Below are 15,863 nucleotides of genomic sequence, written 5' to 3'. Positions count from 1 at the left end.
GGTTGTTTAAGGTAGGGTGATGTTCCAGGGAAGGAGGGACTCGAGATCACCGTCGGCGGTGAGGGTGGGCAGTTTGGTAAACACCTGCATCAGGTAGTCAAAGGGCACAAGACCATTGGCTTTCGCCGTTTCAACCAGGCTATAAAGGATGGCGCTCGACCGCGCACCGCTGCGCGTATTCGACAGCATCCAATTTTTTCTCCCAATGACAAACGGCTTGATGGCCCGCTCAGCCCTGTTGTTGTCTATGCTCAACTGCCCGTGCTCCACATAACGCACCAGCTTTGACCATTGATTCAGACTGTAGACCACGGCCGTGCCCAACAAGTGTTTCTCCGGAACCTGCGGCCTTGTTTTATCCAGCCAGCCTTTGAACTCGTCCAGCAGTGGGATGGCCTCCTGCTGGCGGCGGGCCGCAATGACATCGGCCGGCTGCCCCTTCAGCTCTCGCTCAAGGCGGTAAAGTTTCTGGATATGCGTCAGCGCCCAGTCAGCACGGCCAACTTTTCCTTTCGGCTGGGCCACTTTCGCCTCCATGAACTTGCGGCGCGCATGCGCCATGCAACCGACAACTGTCGCGTCGGTATTCGTGTAACCGGCATAACCATCGGCCTGCAGGTAACCTTCATATCCGTTGAGGAACCCGACAGGGCCGGCAGCGCCGTGACCATCCTGATAGTCATACAGTACGATAGCGGGCGGCAGACCGGGCTCCGGGCTATCACCGCCGCAGCCGTAGACCCACATGTAACATTTATCCTTTTTCACCTCCACCACCTTGAGCGTGGTGTCATCGCTCCAGATTACCTCACGCTCAAGTAAATGTTGATGAAGCAACTCAACCAGCGGGGCCAGCCGTTCTGCACATTTCAACATCCAACTGCTCATGGTCTGGCGGCTCAGCTCGATACCCAACTGGGCGAACCATTGCTCCTGGCGATAGAGCGGCAGGCTGAACTGGAACTTGCTGTTGATTATCTGGGCCAGCAGGCTGGGCGTGGCGATGCTGCGGGGTAATAAGGTTGCAGGTACAGGCACAATCAGGATGTTGACCTCGGTCCCCTGCTGCTCACATTGGCGGCAACTGTATTTAGGGCGAACATGGCGCATGACCTTGATGCTGGCCGGGATAAACTCCAGTTGCTCGCTGCATTCCTCGCCCATGCGATGCAGGGCATGACCACAGCAGGCACAGGTCTTTTCTTCGTCTGGCAGGTCGTGAAGCACCTCCTCCCGGGGAAGGCCAGGCGGTAACCGTGGACGACGGCTTTTGCGTTCGGGTGTGACGGGGTCAGCCTGAGCGTTATCTTCTTCCTCGGCGTGAGGTGGCGTCTGGGTGGCAAGGTCATCGGTCTGCTCAGCTTCGTTAAACAACGCTCCCTGACCTGGGTAGTCTTCGCTACTGGCCGCATAGAGTTTGTAACGGGCCAGCAGCCACTGTTCGACCATGCTTTGGTATTGCGCTTGCCACAGGCTCGATTTTTCCTGCCATTGGGCTGCTTGTGCTTGCCACTGGGCTACCTGCGCCTGCCAAAAAGCTTCCCGCTCCTGCAGTATTTGCTGGAGTTCATTAGGCGAGTTTGGCAGGGTATCGGGCAGTGTTTTCATGGTATGAATTATACCCTTTACTGCCCCTTAATACATTGTTATTTAACCGGTAGTTGTACTTTTTTATTAACTCAACGAGGTGTAATGCAGAGGGGGATGCCGCTGTATTTTTGTGATGTCTATCCCCTCTAACAGCCAGTGCCATTGTTGTTCATCCAACGTCAACGTATCGCCACTCAACCGGGAAGGCCATTTGAAGTGCGCCTGTTCAAGGCGTTTATACCACAGACAAAAACCGGTGGTGTCCCAGTACAGCGCCTTTATTTTGTCGTGCCGTCGATTGCAGAAGACAAACAGGGCTCCACTAAAAGGCGATAACGCCATGTGCTGTTCAACCAGTAGCGTGAGCCCGTTGATGCTTTTGCGAAAGTCCACGGGAAGGCGGTGAAGATAAATCTGCGTGGCATCGACAAACATCTTCATGGCGTGAGTTCCCGCAGTAAGGTCGCCAGCCAAAATGGAGAAAGGCTGAGGGGAAATTGCAGTGAGCAGTGTGCGAGCGTCAGTTTGATAGAATCGCACTCAACCGGAGGTAGCTCAGGTTCGGCAACAGCGGGAGTGGGTTCGACAGGCGGCGTTATCGGCAAAGAACCCTGTTTGAGCGGAGAGACAGCGATAAATGCGGGCGGCGGCGACTTGGCTTGCGCAACGAGGCGATCCTTGGCATTGAAAAAAGCGCTGCGTGAGATTTGATGGCGTTTACAGAATTGAGTTTGGTTGAGACCGGAGCGTTGTTGTGCGTCGAGCAGTTCACGCCATTCGTCGGGAGTGCGATGGTTCGTCTTTGCCATATTGCCTCTGATCTTCGGTGAATTCCAAAGACAAGCATGATGTTTCATCGCGTTAAGCGGAAGGTGCGGTACCAGCGACGTTTACGTTACATATCAGCATCAATACCGTTGTGCGCACTTTAAAAAACTCTCGCCGCGGAATGTAACAACGCTGCCACTGGATAACCTGCAAATTCAACTCATTTGCGAAGTGGACGAGATGTGGTCGTTTATCGGCAACAAAAAGCAGCAACGCTGGCTTTGGTATGCCTGGGAGCCTCGCTTCAAACGTATTATTGCTCATGTTTTTGGTCGTCGGAGCAAAAAGACATTTCGCCAATTATTGGGGTTGCTGTTAGGTTTCAATGTCGTCTTTTGGTGCACCGACAACTTCAGTGCTTATGACATGTTGCCGGATGAAAAACACATCAGTGGCAAGCTTTACACGCAGCGGATTGAGCGTGAAAACCTGAATATTCGTAATCGGTTGAAACGACTGAACCGCAAGACTCTCGGATACTCAAAATCGGCAGAAATGCATGACAGTATTATCGGTACGTTCATTGAGCGTGAGCATTACCTTATGTGATACTAATAACCACATTGAATACATGACCCGTATTTCTCTCTTTCAATATAGTTATATTGACAACATATACAGACAGGTAATAACAAATACGTAAATAGTTTTTTTCATTATTCGTTATATTAATGAGATTACTGTTGCTATTGATACACTTTATTCAGTTTCCCAAAAGAAGATTAATGATTTGTATACCCCCTCGACGTGATTGAGAAGGTTCTGATAGGTTATTCGTCATTAAAAGACTCAGTGAAATAGCGTGTAAAAATAATACACGGCCACCGTCTCAATTTATTAACATTTATTTAATACACCTGCCGATGTTTATTTTATCTTTTATGCCATGAGCTATTTTTGATAGTTCCGGGTTCGTTACTGCGTATTTTTATATATTAATACTCAACATAAACGATTTCCTTTATTTATCCGCAGAGCGAAGAACACCTTCACTATCAGGCAGGAAAGAGACGGTTGCCCCTGATTTTACCGGTGAGCAGATGCCTCCATCAGCCGCTTTGCGTCCTGCCCTTTTATACCGTGATGACGGCAACCGTCTTTATGGTTCGAACAGCCCCATTATGCCCGTTTCCACAGGAGACACGCCTGACTACGGCATAGATTATTTTTTACTGGAGAATGATGTATGACAATTTCTACACCCGAGCGGTATAAGCGCCGCCCTGATGGCGACCACCCGCTATTTTCCCGCACCCCACTGTCGGCCCTCATCGTTCTTGCCTGCAGCTTTTCCGTTGCCCCGTCGGTATTTGCATACACAGAGGATGTTTCCGGAGAGGGGGTCGTGGTGGAGGGAGAAGTCTTGAATGAGGGCGAAAATCAGCGGGTTCATACTGGCGGCACGGCCAACGACACTATCATTAATTATGGGGGGCAGACTGTCGAGGCTGGAGGAACCACCAACGGCACCACCATCAGTGGTGGAGAGCAGATTGTCAATGATGGCGGTACCGCCAACGGCACCACCATTAGTGATGGTGGGACTCAGAATGTCAATGATGGCGGTACCGCCAACGGCACCTACGTCTATGAAGGAGAGCAGATTGTCAATAGTGGTGGTACCGCCAACCGCGCGTTTTTTCAGAATGGAACTCAGCATGTCAATAATGGAGGCATCGCCAACAGCACCACCCTTACTATGGGATGGCAGAAGGTCCGTTCCGGTGGCACCGCCAACGGCACCACCATTTATGGTGGGAGCCAGACTGTCGATAATGGCGGGATTGCCAACAACACCACTATTAATAGTGGTGGCGTTTTAATGGTTGAAATAGGCGGCGTATTGACCGGCCAGACGGTGGTGAATGGTACCGGTGACATTCATTTTCATGGTGACACAACAGAGGCCTTGCAAAACCAGAGTGAGCTGGTCTTCCAGCGCAGTGCCGATTATACCCTGGATTTCAATCTGGGGGGGACTGGCAGCCTGACGCAAAACAGCCCGCATACCCTGCTGTTGTCTGCCGACCGCACCTATAGCTACACCGGCGACACCACCGTTAAGGGCGGGACCCTCAAAGCGGGGGGCGACCAGGTATTCAGCACCGCCTCGCATTACCTCACTGAGGCGGGGGGAACACTGGACCTTGATGGTTACCGTCAAACCCTCGCGTCACTCAATCATGCCGGGGTGGTTAACTTCGGCGGCAGCGGTGGCAATATCCTGACCCTCACTGGTGATTACATTGGCAACAACGGACTCCTCCAGATGAATACCGTCCTGGGGGAGGATAACTCCGTGACCGACCAGTTGGTTGTTGAGGGGAACACTTCCGGGACCACCCGTGTTCAGGTGAACAACACGCTGGGTGGTGGCGGTCAGACCCTTAACGGTATTGAGTTAATCACAGTGGCGGGTACTTCTGAGGGGGTATTTACCCAAGTTGGGCGTATTGTGGCTGGGGCCTATGATTACTTCCTCGGTCGCGGTGCCGGTGCTCAGACCAATAACTGGGTGCTGAGTAGCAGCCTGTCACCGGACCCGGTAGACCCGACACCACCCGACCCGGTAGACCCGGTAGACCCGGTAGACCCCGTCAACCCTGACGACCCGGTCAATCCGGTGGTGCCGATAGAGCGGCCGGAAGCCAGCGGCTATATCGCCAACCTGGCGGCGGCCAATACCCTGTTTGCCACCCGCCTGCACGACCGGTTGGGGGAAACCCAATACATTGATGCCCTGACCGGGGAGCAGAAGGTCACCAGCCTGTGGCTGCGTAACGAAGGCGGGCATAACCGTTTCCGTGACAGCCGTGACCAACTGGGCACCCAGAGCAACCGCTATGTGATGCAACTGGGCGGGGATATCGCGCAGTGGACGACGGACCAGAGCCGCTTTCACCTCGGGGTGATGGGCGGGTACGGCAACAGCCAGAGCAAAACCGATTCGCGGGTGACCGGTTACCGGGCGGATGCGTCGGTGGACGGCTACAGCCTGGGGATGTACGGTACCTGGCAGGCGAATGACGCCGACCAGACGGGCCTGTATGTCGATGGCTGGGCGCAATACAGCTGGTTTGACAACAGCGTGAGCGGTCAGGGTCTGGCGAGTGAGCATTACCAATCTAAAGGGGTGACCGCCTCGGTGGAAAGTGGCTACACCCTGAAGGTGGGTGAGAATGCGGCCAAGAATGCGAAGGTCTTTATCCAGCCACAGGCGCAGGTGACCTGGATGGGCGTGAAAGCCGATGAACATAAAGAAGCCAATGGCACGCAGGTGTCGGGCAAAGGCGATGGCAATATCCAGACGCGTCTGGGGGTGAAAGCCTTTATGAACGGGTCCAGTGCCCAGGACAAAGGCAAAGACCGGGTATTCCAGCCGTTTATCGAGGCGAACTGGGTGCACAACACCGAAGACTTCGGCACACAGATGGACGGCGTGACGGTGACGCAGGCCGGTGCGGGCAACATTGCCGAGCTGAAAACCGGGGTTGAAGGTCAGTTGAACAAACGGGTGAACCTGTGGGGCAATGTGAGCCAGCAAATTGGCGACAAAGGCTACAGTGACACGGCGGTGATGTTGGGCGTGAAGGTTAACTTCTGACGAACCGTCCCCCCCGGCAAGGGACCTTCGGGTCTCTTGCCGGTCATGTATTCAATGGAGCCTGTTTACGATTCTGTGTAAACGCCTTTTCTCAGAAGTGACCGTCAAGTCGATCACCGAACTCGATAATAAAACGGCTCATGGCCATTCGCCAGTCCTGCAGTGGCATCGTCCATTTTTGTGACGCTGACTGGATGGCCAGCCACACCACCTTTTTCACCGACTCATCGGTCGGGAACACTTTTCGCTTCTTGATGGCATGCCTGATCACGCTGTTCAGCGACTCGATGGCGTTGGTGGTGTAGATCGCTTTACGGATCTCCACCGGATACGCGAAGAAGGTCGCCAGGTTATGCCAGTTGGCCTGCCAGCTGCGGCTTATCTGCGGATAACGCTGATCCCATGCTTCTCCAAACGCATCCAGCGTAATAGTACGGTGAACTCACATTCCAATTAATTTTCGTCCAGGTAACATGCCGTTATGTTCATCAGACGGAGAAGTAAAATGCCTAAACACTATACCCCTGAGTGTAAAATACACCACCTTGAGGCATGGCGGGCCAGCGGGCTGACTCGCCGTCAGTACTGTCAATCTCAGGGGATCAGTGAGGGGACCTTCAAGCACTGGCCTTCCCAAACAAAAAATAAATATAATCCCTCTCCCGGACTGCCCTCCGTCCTCCCGGTTCAGATAGCACGACCTTTACCGATTGATTCGTTGACCGACCCGGTCATGCTTTACCTCCCCGGGGGCTGCAGAGTGGCCTGCCAACCCGCTCAACTGGGTGATGTCTTCAAGGCCCTCAACTATGCTCAAGCCTGAACACCTGTTCCTGGCCGTCAAACCCGTCGATATGCGCCGCGGGATCGACACACTGACGCAATACGTCCAAGAGACCCTCAACGCATCCTGGCACGAGGGGGCCGCCTTCGTCTTTGCCAACAAACCGAAAACGCGCATCAAGGTGCTCCGCTGGGATAAGCACGGGGTCTGGCTCTGTGCCCGGCGCCTGCACCAGGGGCACTTCATCTGGCCCCGAGCAAACGACATCGCGTGGTCTTTGACCCCAGACCAGTTTGAATGGCTGATCACGGGGATTGACTGGCAAAAAATGCACGGTCACGACCTGTCTCGCTGGGTGCACCCGCCAGAAAATAAATCGGGCTCGTCTCAGTAAAATAAAACACCTTACCCACTGATAATAAATGGATATCCATGCTGTTGCGGGTATAATGGACAGCATGGATATCTCCGCTCTCTCGACCACAAATGACATCGACCAACTTCGCACTCTGGCTTTTACCATGGTGCAGTCACTCATGGCTCGAGATGCACTTATCCAGGAAAAAGAGCACCGTATCCGGTTGCTTGAAGAAGCATTGATGTTGGCGCGTCAACAGCGCTTCGGACGAAAAGGTGAAGCCCTCTCTGGGCTACAGCGTTCACTCTTTGAAGAAGACACTGACGCCGATATTGCCGCCGCTCAAACCCAGTTGGACGCTCTATTACCCAAAGACCGGTCAGATGAGGCTGAAAAGCGTTCAACGCCCGTCCGCAAACCGCTGGCAGAACACCTCCCTCATGTTGAGAAAGTGATGGCTCCCACATCAGACCACTGCCCTGATTGTGGGCATACGCTGCGCTTCATGCGTGATGAAATCAGCGAGCGGTTAGATTATATTCCGGCCCGCTTTGTCGTTAATCGTTATATCCGCCCCCAATACAGCTGTGATGGTTGTCAGACTGTGGTCTCTGCTTCCCTGCCTGCGACTCTCATCCCCAAAGGGCTACCTGAGGTCGGATTGGTCACACAGGTTGTGGTCAGCAAATACCGGGATTACCAACCGCTCTATCGTCAACACCCCATCTTTACCCGCAGTGGTGTGGACATCCCTGTCAGTACGCTGGCCGGTTGGGTCGGTACTGCGGGTGTTGCACTGGAGCCACTGGTTGCATTGATGCGTCTGGAATTGCTGAAAAGAACGGTGTTACATGCCGATGAAACTCCGCTGCTGATACTGGATGCCAAACAGGGGGGCAAAGCCCGCAAAGGTTATCTGTGGGCCTACGTCAGTGGGGAAAAGACGGGACCCGCCATCGTCTGCTTCGACAGCCAACCCGGGCGAGCAGCGAAATATCCACAAGCGTACCTGAGCGGCTGGCGTGGTAATCTGGTGAGCGACGGCTACGCCGCCTATCATCCCCTGAACAATGGGGGTGAAGTCGTCAACGTGGCCTGCTGGGCGCATGTGCGGCGGGGCTTTGCGGACCTGTTCAAAGCGAATCAGGATCCGCGTGCAGAAACAGCCTTGAAGATGATTGGCCAGCTTTATAAGTTGGAAAAGAGTATCCGACACCGACCGGTCGATAAAATTCGGCAGTGGCGACAACGGTACTCGAAGCCCAGGCTGGAGGCCTTGTGGGTCTGGCTGGCGTGCCAGGTTAAAGCTTGTGCGCCGGGTTCGGCGTTATATAAAGCTATCCAATATGCGCTGAATCACAAAATCGCACTTTGCCGGTTCGTGGATGATGGCGAATTACCGCTGGACAACAACCGGTGTGAGCGCGCCATCAGGCCAGTGGTGATGGGGCGGTCGAACGGGCTGTTTGCGGGGTCATTGGCGGCGGGTCAACGCGCAGCCAACATCATGAGTCTGCTGGAAACCGCGCGGCTGAACGGTCTGGAGCCGTACGCGTGGTTGAAATCGGTGCTGACGCGTTTACCGGAATGGCCGGAAGAACGGCTGTACGAACTGTTACCCTTCGCAGAAAACACCTTCACGGACTAACCGATTCTGTGTCATGCAGAACCAACCTCTTACGTCAATGTGAGTTCACCGTACTATTACCATCCAGCGCCCGCAGCGCGGCCTCTTCTGTCGCCGCCCGATAAACCAGCTTCAGATCGCGCGTGACCGCCTTATAGTCTTTCCAGGCGACGAACCGCAGGCTGTTGCGCACCATATGCACGATGCACAACTGGATTTGTGCGTCCGGATAGACCGCATTAATGGCATCCGGAAAGCCCTTCAGCCCGTCAACACAGGCGATAAGAATAAACAACGTCGGCAACATCCTGAGCATCGCAGTCACCGGGACAAGAGTGATGGTCAGCTTATGCCGGAAATACAGCGTGTTTTTGAAGAAAACTACCGTGTTTACGGGTACCGTAAAGTCTGGCAACAGTTAAAACGCGAAGGGTTCCACGTGGCCAGATGTACAGTGGTGCGCCTGATGAAAAAGCTGAAAATAAAGGGGGGTAATACGTGGCAAAGGTGTTAAGACGACGCGCAGCAACAAAGCCACTGAGACCCCACGCGATTTGGTAAACCGTCAATTCGTGGCGGAACGCCCGAACCAGCTGTGGGTAGCAGATTTTACCTACGTCAGCACCTGGCAGGGCTTCGCGTATGTGGCGTTCATTATCGATGTGTTTGCCGGGGTTATCGTAGGTTGGCGAACCTCATCAACGATGGAAACGACCTTCGTGCTGGATGCGCTGGAGCAGGCTCTATGGTTCAGACGGCCTTCGGGCACCATCCATCACAGTGATAAAGGTTCCCAGTATGTGTCGCTGGCGTACACGCAACGGCTGAAAGATGCTGAGTTGTTGGCGTCGACGGGCAGTACGGGTGATTCTTACGACAACGCGCTGGCTGAAAGCGTTAACGGTCTGTACAAGGCTGAAGTGATCCACCGAAAAAGTTGGAAAACGCGTCAGGATGTAGAGCTGGCGACGCTGGAATGGGTGGACTGGTTTAACAATCGCAGACTGTTGGAACGCCTGGGCCATATCCCGCCGATGGAAGCAGAAAAAGGCTACTATGCTTCACATGCTGGCAAAGATCTGGCCGCGTGAACAACGGGTTCAAAAACTCTCCAAGAAAACCGGGGCGGTTCAAAAACACCTTCACGGACTATCCGGGCAGAAGAGTTGTTGGCACGACGTAGGCAGGAGTTCAAAACAGAGCGATGGTTGCGGCAGGCGGCATAGGGAAGATCTGCCTGAAATTTGGATTGGGCATCAAAATGGGGGTTATTTTAACCAATCGTCAACGTCGCGCTGCCTGAGCTGACGAAACTCATGCCCTATCACCCTCTTTTGCCTCTGACCTAAGGGAAAAGAAGGGATCCAACTAATGAGATGGTCACTCCCTCCTTTCAAGCACTATGCTGAGAACAGGTATTCATCCGGAGAACCGTCATGGAAAATATTACGCTCATTGGTATCGACCTGGGTAAAAACTCTTTCCACATCCACTGTCAGGATCGCCACGGAAAAGCTGTTTTCCGTAAAAAGTTTACCAGACAAAAAATGTTTGAATTTCTGGCAACATGCCCTGCAACGACCATCGTGATGGAAGCCTGTGGTGGTGCCCATTTCATGGTCCGCAAACTATCTGAACTGGGGCATACACCAAAGCTCATATCACCCCAATTTGTTCGTCCGTTCGTCAAAACGAATAAAAATGACTTCGTTGATGCGGAGGCTATCTGTGAAGCAGCATCCCGGCCATCAATGCGGTTTGTTCAACCCAGAACGGAGTCTCAGCAGGCAATGCACGCCTTGCATCGGGTAAGAGAATCGCTTGTTAGGGATAAGGTGAAAACCTCCAATCAGATGCATGCTTTTTTACGGGAGTTTGGTGTCAGCGCCCCAAAAGGCCCTGCGTTGATAACAAATTTTGCAGAAATTCTGGAGACAAACAAATTTCCGCCCTACCTTGCAAGATTACTGCAGAAGCTGCGTGAGCATTATGGTTATCTCCTTGAACAAATTAAAGATCTGGAAACTCAACTGAAGGTATCTCTTGACGCAGATAGTACAGGCCAGCGCTTACTGACCATTCCCTGTGTCGGCCCTCTGACCGCAAGTCTACTTTCCACTCAACTGGGCGACGGAAAACAATACGGTAGCAGCCGGGATTTTGCAGCTTCAACGGGTCTGGTGCCACGTCAGTACAGTACCGGGGGACGAACCACCCTGCTGGGTATCAGCAAACGGGGTAATAAAAAGCTACGGGCATTGCTGGTACAGTGCGCCAGAGTATTCCTGCGAACACTGGAACATCGGTCGGGCAAGCTTGCCGACTGGGTCAGAGAATTATTGCTACGGAAAAATAATTTCATTGTGACCTGCGCTCTGGCAAATAAACTGGCCAGAATTTCATGGGCGCTGACGGCCCGACAGCAGTCTTTTGAAGCGTAATTATCAGCTGTATTTACATGTTTGAACAGTGACTTATCTGGTTTTGCGAATATTGACCATTGATGATATGAACGGTCTATCGGCCTGATGAAAAACCTGTGGTTAGGAATGACAGCTAGCATGTCGCTCAATTTATAAGGTTCATCAGGCGCGTAACTCATCAGGGCGCGGGCATAAAACCCATTCAGACGCCGGATAGATTCAGGCAAGCCAACAATATCTTCAGGATCGGTATTGCAAAAACGGGAGTGACCATAGATTCCTAACCATCGAGTATGGTTACAGTAAAAGTTGATAATATAACGAATAAGTTATATTATTAATTATAACGAATTAGCTATGAGGCCAGTATGTGGGAAGTCATTACGACAGAGTGTTTCGACGGTTGGTTTCTCGTTCAAGATGAAGCACTCAGGGAATCGGTTTATGAGGCAATGGGCGTATTAGAGAAATTTGGTCCCAATCTTGGCAGGCCCTACGTCGATACGCTATACGGGTCAGATTTCCCCAATATGAAGGAGCTGCGGATTCAACATGCAGGCGACCCAATTAGAGCCTTTTTTGCATTCGACCCAAAGCGCCGTGCAATCGTTTTATGTGCTGGTGACAAAACTGGGGTTAATGAGAAACGCTTTTATAAAGACATGATCCGGCTGGCTGATATCGAGTATCGCCACCACCTGGACAATTTGGAGAAATAATCATGGGTACTTACAGAGAATTGTTAGCAAAGGAAAGTCCTGAAATGCAGGCTCGGGTTGAAGAACGGGTTGAACGTGCAAGCATTAAACTGGCTCTCAGTCAGCTACGGGATGAGTTGGATATGTCACAGACAGAACTGGCGACTGTTATGGGGGTTCAACAGCCCTCTATTGCACGTATTGAGAATGCCGACCATGATCCACGACTCTCGACGCTGAAGCGCTATGTGGCTGCCTTGGGAGGAGAATTAAGCATTGATGTAACATTGCCTACTGGTAAGCGTGTGGCGTTCCATCTATGAAGGTGTTCCGCGCCACCTTGTCGCATAACCCGTAATTGGCTAGGGGTAAGGATTCGTGCGTAAACAGGTAACAAGACAAATATTTAGGCAGCTAACGGTGGTTGTACCATTTAAAGTACTCTTTAAATTGACCAGTATTTATTAGCTTCAACCCCTTGTTTACTGGGCTATCAGGAGTGTTTTTATTGAAGGGTTTAATTGGGACAGCAAAACCAACATCATAGTTTAGTTTAAAATTTATATAAACATGCAAAGCCAGAACAGGCGTGGCCTGTAGAGCGTTCTTACACATTTACGCACGAATCCTTACCCCTAGCCATGTGCGAAATAACGACGAGAAATGTTCCCGTAAATCGACTTCCTTGAGTATGTCTATTAACTCCAGATCGGCCCACCGATGGCCAATCTCCTGCTTCAGCGCAGCTGTGTTGGGGGGCTCACTCTGTTTGTCCAGTGGCGTCAGGTGGATACGATTTTTTCCCTGCCCCCTGATGCGAAGTTTGGGGTTATCTGGCAGGCCATTATTTAGGGTGCCGAGCCAATGGCGCATCCTGTCTTTGATTTGAGTAATAAAGGTTGTCGCATCGGCAGGAGCCTGCAACAAGGAATAATAATAGGCCCGGTTAGTGGCAAAGTCCTCGGGGAGATCCTCTGCTGGATCACGATAACGGTCCGCGCCTGTTACCCAAATTTCTTTGTTACGCAGACTCTTACGTAAAGCCCGTAAAACGCAAATTTCATAGTTGATGCGATTGATTCGTTCTTCGCCTGATTTGCTCTGTTCGATGACAATATCCCGCCATTTTTTCTGAATAATACCGTCAACGGGTACATCGCCCACAGCGTAGAAATACTGATTGCTGGCTCTGTTTTCTTTAATGATCTGAATGGCATCAATAACGGGTCGATACAGCGCATTACCAGACTGAAATTCAAGCCTGTCCAGCACCGGCATCAACATGCGTCGATAGTGGCTACCGTAAGAAGAACGCATGGATTCATGGACTTCCTGTTCGGTATTTACCCCCAGTGTTTTGAATTCATCGACCAGATTTTGCAGCATTTTCTGAGAAACGACAGGATAGACAACCTCTTTTATGACACCGTCCGGCTGGTCAACAGTGGCTTCGGCCATGCAAAACAGCAGACGCGCCTTACCCCTGACTTTTTTAAACGCTGCGAACTGCTTTTTATCGACTTTTTTTTCAGCCCGGGTACCGAGGTTATGGATCAGTATCATCAACATTTCAATCAATGCATCGGTCAACTGTTGGCGGCGACGCCAGCAAAACATGGCCACCATACTGTAACGGATCGCCGAAGGGTGGCGACGAAGCTCCCTGATCGATTCACTGGCACACCGTTGTTGAAACTGCACGATGAATTTAGGAGATATTCCCTGAAAAATACCCGGCTGTAGCGCAATGCTATCAAGGCATTTTAGCTGGGCGATGACGGAAAGGACATTCTCCAGACTGGCTCTTCCCGGGTCGGCTTTGAGTCTACTGAACGTGACTTCAGTTACTCTGTCGGTACCGGGTTCTTCGGCCGACAGTAAATGGTTGATGGCAACCTTACTGTCGAGTGAAAGTCGGGTGAATATGATGTTTTGCTGTTCTGTTTCGAACTGGTGCACAGCTGAACGAATAACCCGATCCAGGTGATCGGCTGCGGGACGTTCAATCTTCTGCTCCTGACACCAGTCAGAAACAAGCTCACTGCCATGTAGAGCTTGCGGGTTTAATGGAAGGATAAATTCGGTTAACCAGGCAGTAAGCTGCGCTATATCGTTTTTATTGGGGAGTCTGACACCCAAATAGCGACGAATATTTTGTCGGTGACGCTGGGCCTGTCGTCCCTGAAGAGGGTAATTTTCGAAGGGTACAGAAGTACATCCAATCTGTTCAGCAATAACGCGCACAATACCTGAGGGGAGTTCGCTTATTGATTCAGGGTAATGGCCATATGTTTGTCGGAATTTCAATTGAATGGCAAACCCTAAGCGACCGGCATCGGTCATGCCAGGGAGTAAAGAAAGCTCGTCAGCAAGCAAACTCCAAATATCCCTTTCATCAAATGGTTGATCCTGTGACAAAATTCTAACTCCCTGAATCATCAGTGGGTAATCGCTACAGCAACCATTTCACAGGTAAGTGATTTTTACTCAGATCCAGCTCAAAAAAGTCAGATGTCGCATTTTGTAGCTTCGCTCCCACTGGGCCAACTGGGCTGACAGACCGGACGAACACGACTGCGACTGCGACTGCGACTGCGGGCAGTGTGAGTGTCCTCTCTTTTATTTCACCCGCAATATCACAGGGTAAATTACCGCCGCATGTATATTCCCCGTCCGGCGAAACTGCTCTTCCAACACGACGAGGGCTGGAACCGCTTTCTCGACAAACACGGTGACACTCTCACTGATTGGACCCAACTCTCCGTCGAGCGCATGCTCGCCTGCGGCACCTGTGCCATGGGCGTTCGACGCTACTGCTGTGCCTCGCCGGACTGCACCCACTCACGTTTTTTCTGTCAGAGCTGCAAGTCTAAAGCCTGCAGTTCATGCGGAATGAAAGCAACCGAGCAGTGGATTGCCGAGCAGCAACACATCCTGCCCGACTGCGTCTGGCAACACATCACTTTTACTATGCCCCACCTGCTCTGGCCTTTTTTCAACAATAGCTGGCCCCTGCTCAATGACCTGTTTAGCTGTGCCACCCGCGCCATGCTCCGCTGGGCCCGCAAACAGGGTATCGAGGTCGGCATTTTCTGCGCCCTGCACACCTATGGCCGCCAGCTCAATCAGCATCCCCACATCCATGTCTCCGTGACCCGGGGTGGCCTCGATGTCAAAAATGACGTATGGCGCGCCCTGTTTTTTAAGAAGAAGGAAGTGGAGAAAATCTGGCGCGGGGCGGTTATTGGTCTGCTGCGCGAAAGCTACGACCGTATCAAACCCGGCAGCCTGCCGGGGCTGGGCCACATTCGCGATGAAACTCAGTGGCGACGCTATCTGAAGGCCCAGTACGGGCGTTACTGGAAAGTCCACTTCGCGAAGAAAACCCGGGGGGCCTGGCACAGCGTCAAATACCTGGGGCGTTATCTGAAGCGTCCGCCGGTAGCCGCCTCTCAGCTGCGACACTACAGCGGCGGTGCTGTGGTCCATCATTACCACGATCATCGTACGCAGCAATACAAACGCCAAACGCTGACGCAGGAAGAGATGATCGGGCGCTATATCAGCCACATTCCGGCGCGTCATTTTAAAATGGTGCGCTACTACGGTTTTTTATCCAACCGCAAGCGGGGCCTGCTGCTGCCAAAAGTGTATGAGGCCCTGAAGATGGAGGCGCGTAAAAAACCAGAGAAGCCGGGATTCGCGGTACTGATGAAGGGTTTCCTGGGCACGGATCCGTACCAATGTATCCTGTGCGGTGACCGTCTGCGTTTTGCCGGCGCGCAGACGGGGTTTCACACAACAGAATTACTGTCGGAGAGGCTGCATAAAATGGAGCAGAAACGATGGCTTCGGACGCCATCTTTGGATCAGTGTGCCTGAAATTTGAGTTTTAGATTAAAAATCCGGCGAAACTGCCATTTTTACACATTAAATAGCTTAGGCCCACGT

Annotated in this window: 12 protein-coding genes and 5 pseudogenes; 10 read left to right on the top strand and 7 right to left on the bottom strand. The window is 52.1% G+C overall.

Annotated elements, in window-relative coordinates:
* Nucleotides 1–6: 6 nt before the first annotated feature.
* The 3 genes from A6J66_001070 to A6J66_001060 all read right to left on the bottom strand — a co-directional run bounded on the left by A6J66_001070 (nt 7) and on the right by A6J66_001060 (nt 2,399).
* Nucleotides 7–1,608, bottom strand: a complete 1,602-nt coding sequence (locus A6J66_001070; protein ID PNM27283.1) for an IS66 family transposase — start codon at nt 1,606–1,608, stop codon at nt 7–9.
* Nucleotides 1,609–1,674: 66 nt separating this feature from the next.
* On the bottom strand, nt 1,675–2,031 hold the full coding sequence (locus A6J66_001065; protein ID PNM27282.1) for an IS66 family insertion sequence hypothetical protein: 357 nt from the start codon (nt 2,029–2,031) through the stop codon (nt 1,675–1,677).
* Complete coding sequence (locus A6J66_001060; protein ID PNM27281.1) at nt 2,028–2,399, bottom strand: hypothetical protein; 372 nt, start codon at nt 2,397–2,399, stop codon at nt 2,028–2,030. The genes A6J66_001065 and A6J66_001060 overlap by 4 nt, the downstream gene beginning before the upstream one ends.
* A gap of 86 nt (nt 2,400–2,485) precedes the next feature.
* On the opposite strand from A6J66_001060, the pseudogene A6J66_001055 reads away from it, so the two are divergent.
* Together A6J66_001055 and A6J66_001050 are read left to right on the top strand one after the other, a co-directional pair.
* A pseudogene (locus A6J66_001055) lies at nt 2,486–2,967 on the top strand (IS1 family transposase).
* A gap of 796 nt (nt 2,968–3,763) precedes the next feature.
* A complete protein-coding gene (locus A6J66_001050) occupies nt 3,764–6,022 on the top strand; it encodes an autotransporter outer membrane beta-barrel domain-containing protein (protein ID PNM27330.1) in 2,259 nt (752 codons plus the stop codon).
* 91 nt (nt 6,023–6,113) lie between these two features.
* Here A6J66_001050 and A6J66_001045 read toward each other — a convergent pair.
* Nucleotides 6,114–6,446, bottom strand: a pseudogene (locus A6J66_001045) (IS256 family transposase).
* A gap of 81 nt (nt 6,447–6,527) precedes the next feature.
* On the opposite strand from A6J66_001045, the gene A6J66_001040 reads away from it, so the two are divergent.
* Genes A6J66_001040 through A6J66_001030 form a run of 3 tightly spaced genes read left to right on the top strand, consistent with a single transcriptional unit; the run spans nt 6,528 to nt 8,812 of the window.
* Entirely contained in the window at nt 6,528–6,845 is a 318-nt protein-coding gene (locus tag A6J66_001040; GenBank protein ID PNM27280.1) for an IS66 family insertion sequence hypothetical protein, read from the top strand.
* A complete protein-coding gene (locus A6J66_001035) occupies nt 6,832–7,200 on the top strand; it encodes an IS66 family insertion sequence hypothetical protein (protein ID PNM27279.1) in 369 nt (122 codons plus the stop codon). The genes A6J66_001040 and A6J66_001035 overlap by 14 nt, the downstream gene beginning before the upstream one ends.
* Before the next feature lie 28 nt (nt 7,201–7,228).
* A complete protein-coding gene (locus A6J66_001030) occupies nt 7,229–8,812 on the top strand; it encodes an IS66 family transposase (GenBank protein ID PNM27278.1) in 1,584 nt (527 codons plus the stop codon).
* Nucleotides 8,813–8,873: 61 nt separating this feature from the next.
* Here the strand turns inward: A6J66_001030 and A6J66_001025 are convergent.
* A pseudogene (locus A6J66_001025) lies at nt 8,874–9,080 on the bottom strand (IS256 family transposase).
* Between A6J66_001025 and A6J66_001020 the strand changes: the two are divergent.
* The 4 genes and pseudogenes from A6J66_001020 to A6J66_001005 all read left to right on the top strand — a co-directional run bounded on the left by A6J66_001020 (nt 9,063) and on the right by A6J66_001005 (nt 12,235).
* Nucleotides 9,063–9,882 (top strand): annotated as a pseudogene (locus tag A6J66_001020) (IS3 family transposase). The pseudogenes A6J66_001025 and A6J66_001020 overlap by 18 nt on opposite strands.
* A 345-nt stretch (nt 9,883–10,227) precedes the next feature.
* Nucleotides 10,228–11,232 carry an IS110 family transposase gene (locus tag A6J66_001015; protein PNM27277.1) on the top strand — a complete coding sequence of 335 codons (1,005 nt, stop codon included), beginning with the start codon at nt 10,228–10,230 and terminating at the stop codon, nt 11,230–11,232.
* A 350-nt stretch (nt 11,233–11,582) separates the two neighbouring features.
* A complete protein-coding gene (locus A6J66_001010) occupies nt 11,583–11,933 on the top strand; it encodes an addiction module toxin RelE (protein PNM27276.1) in 351 nt (116 codons plus the stop codon).
* A gap of 2 nt (nt 11,934–11,935) precedes the next feature.
* Nucleotides 11,936–12,235, top strand: a complete 300-nt coding sequence (locus A6J66_001005) for a helix-turn-helix domain-containing protein (GenBank protein ID PNM27275.1) — start codon at nt 11,936–11,938, stop codon at nt 12,233–12,235.
* A 91-nt stretch (nt 12,236–12,326) separates the two neighbouring features.
* Here A6J66_001005 and A6J66_001000 read toward each other — a convergent pair whose 3' ends face one another.
* Both A6J66_001000 and A6J66_000995 read right to left on the bottom strand, forming a co-directional pair.
* Nucleotides 12,327–12,527, bottom strand: a complete 201-nt coding sequence (locus tag A6J66_001000) for a hypothetical protein (GenBank protein PNM27274.1) — start codon at nt 12,525–12,527, stop codon at nt 12,327–12,329.
* Between the two features lie 27 nt (nt 12,528–12,554).
* Nucleotides 12,555–14,351 (bottom strand): annotated as a pseudogene (locus A6J66_000995) (Tn3 family transposase).
* 219 nt (nt 14,352–14,570) lie between these two features.
* On the opposite strand from A6J66_000995, the gene A6J66_000990 reads away from it, so the two are divergent.
* Nucleotides 14,571–15,794: an IS91 family transposase gene (locus A6J66_000990; protein ID PNM27273.1), complete on the top strand. Its 1,224-nt coding sequence runs from the start codon at nt 14,571–14,573 to the stop codon at nt 15,792–15,794.
* Nucleotides 15,795–15,863 lie beyond the last annotated feature (69 nt).

Origin of the sequence: Yersinia enterocolitica, from assembly GCA_002082245.2 — a bacterium.
In the GTDB taxonomy this organism is placed as follows: Bacteria; Pseudomonadota; Gammaproteobacteria; order Enterobacterales; family Enterobacteriaceae; genus Yersinia; species Yersinia enterocolitica_E.
Note: the sequence above shows the minus strand (reverse complement) of the source record. Positions and strands in the feature narration are given on the sequence as shown.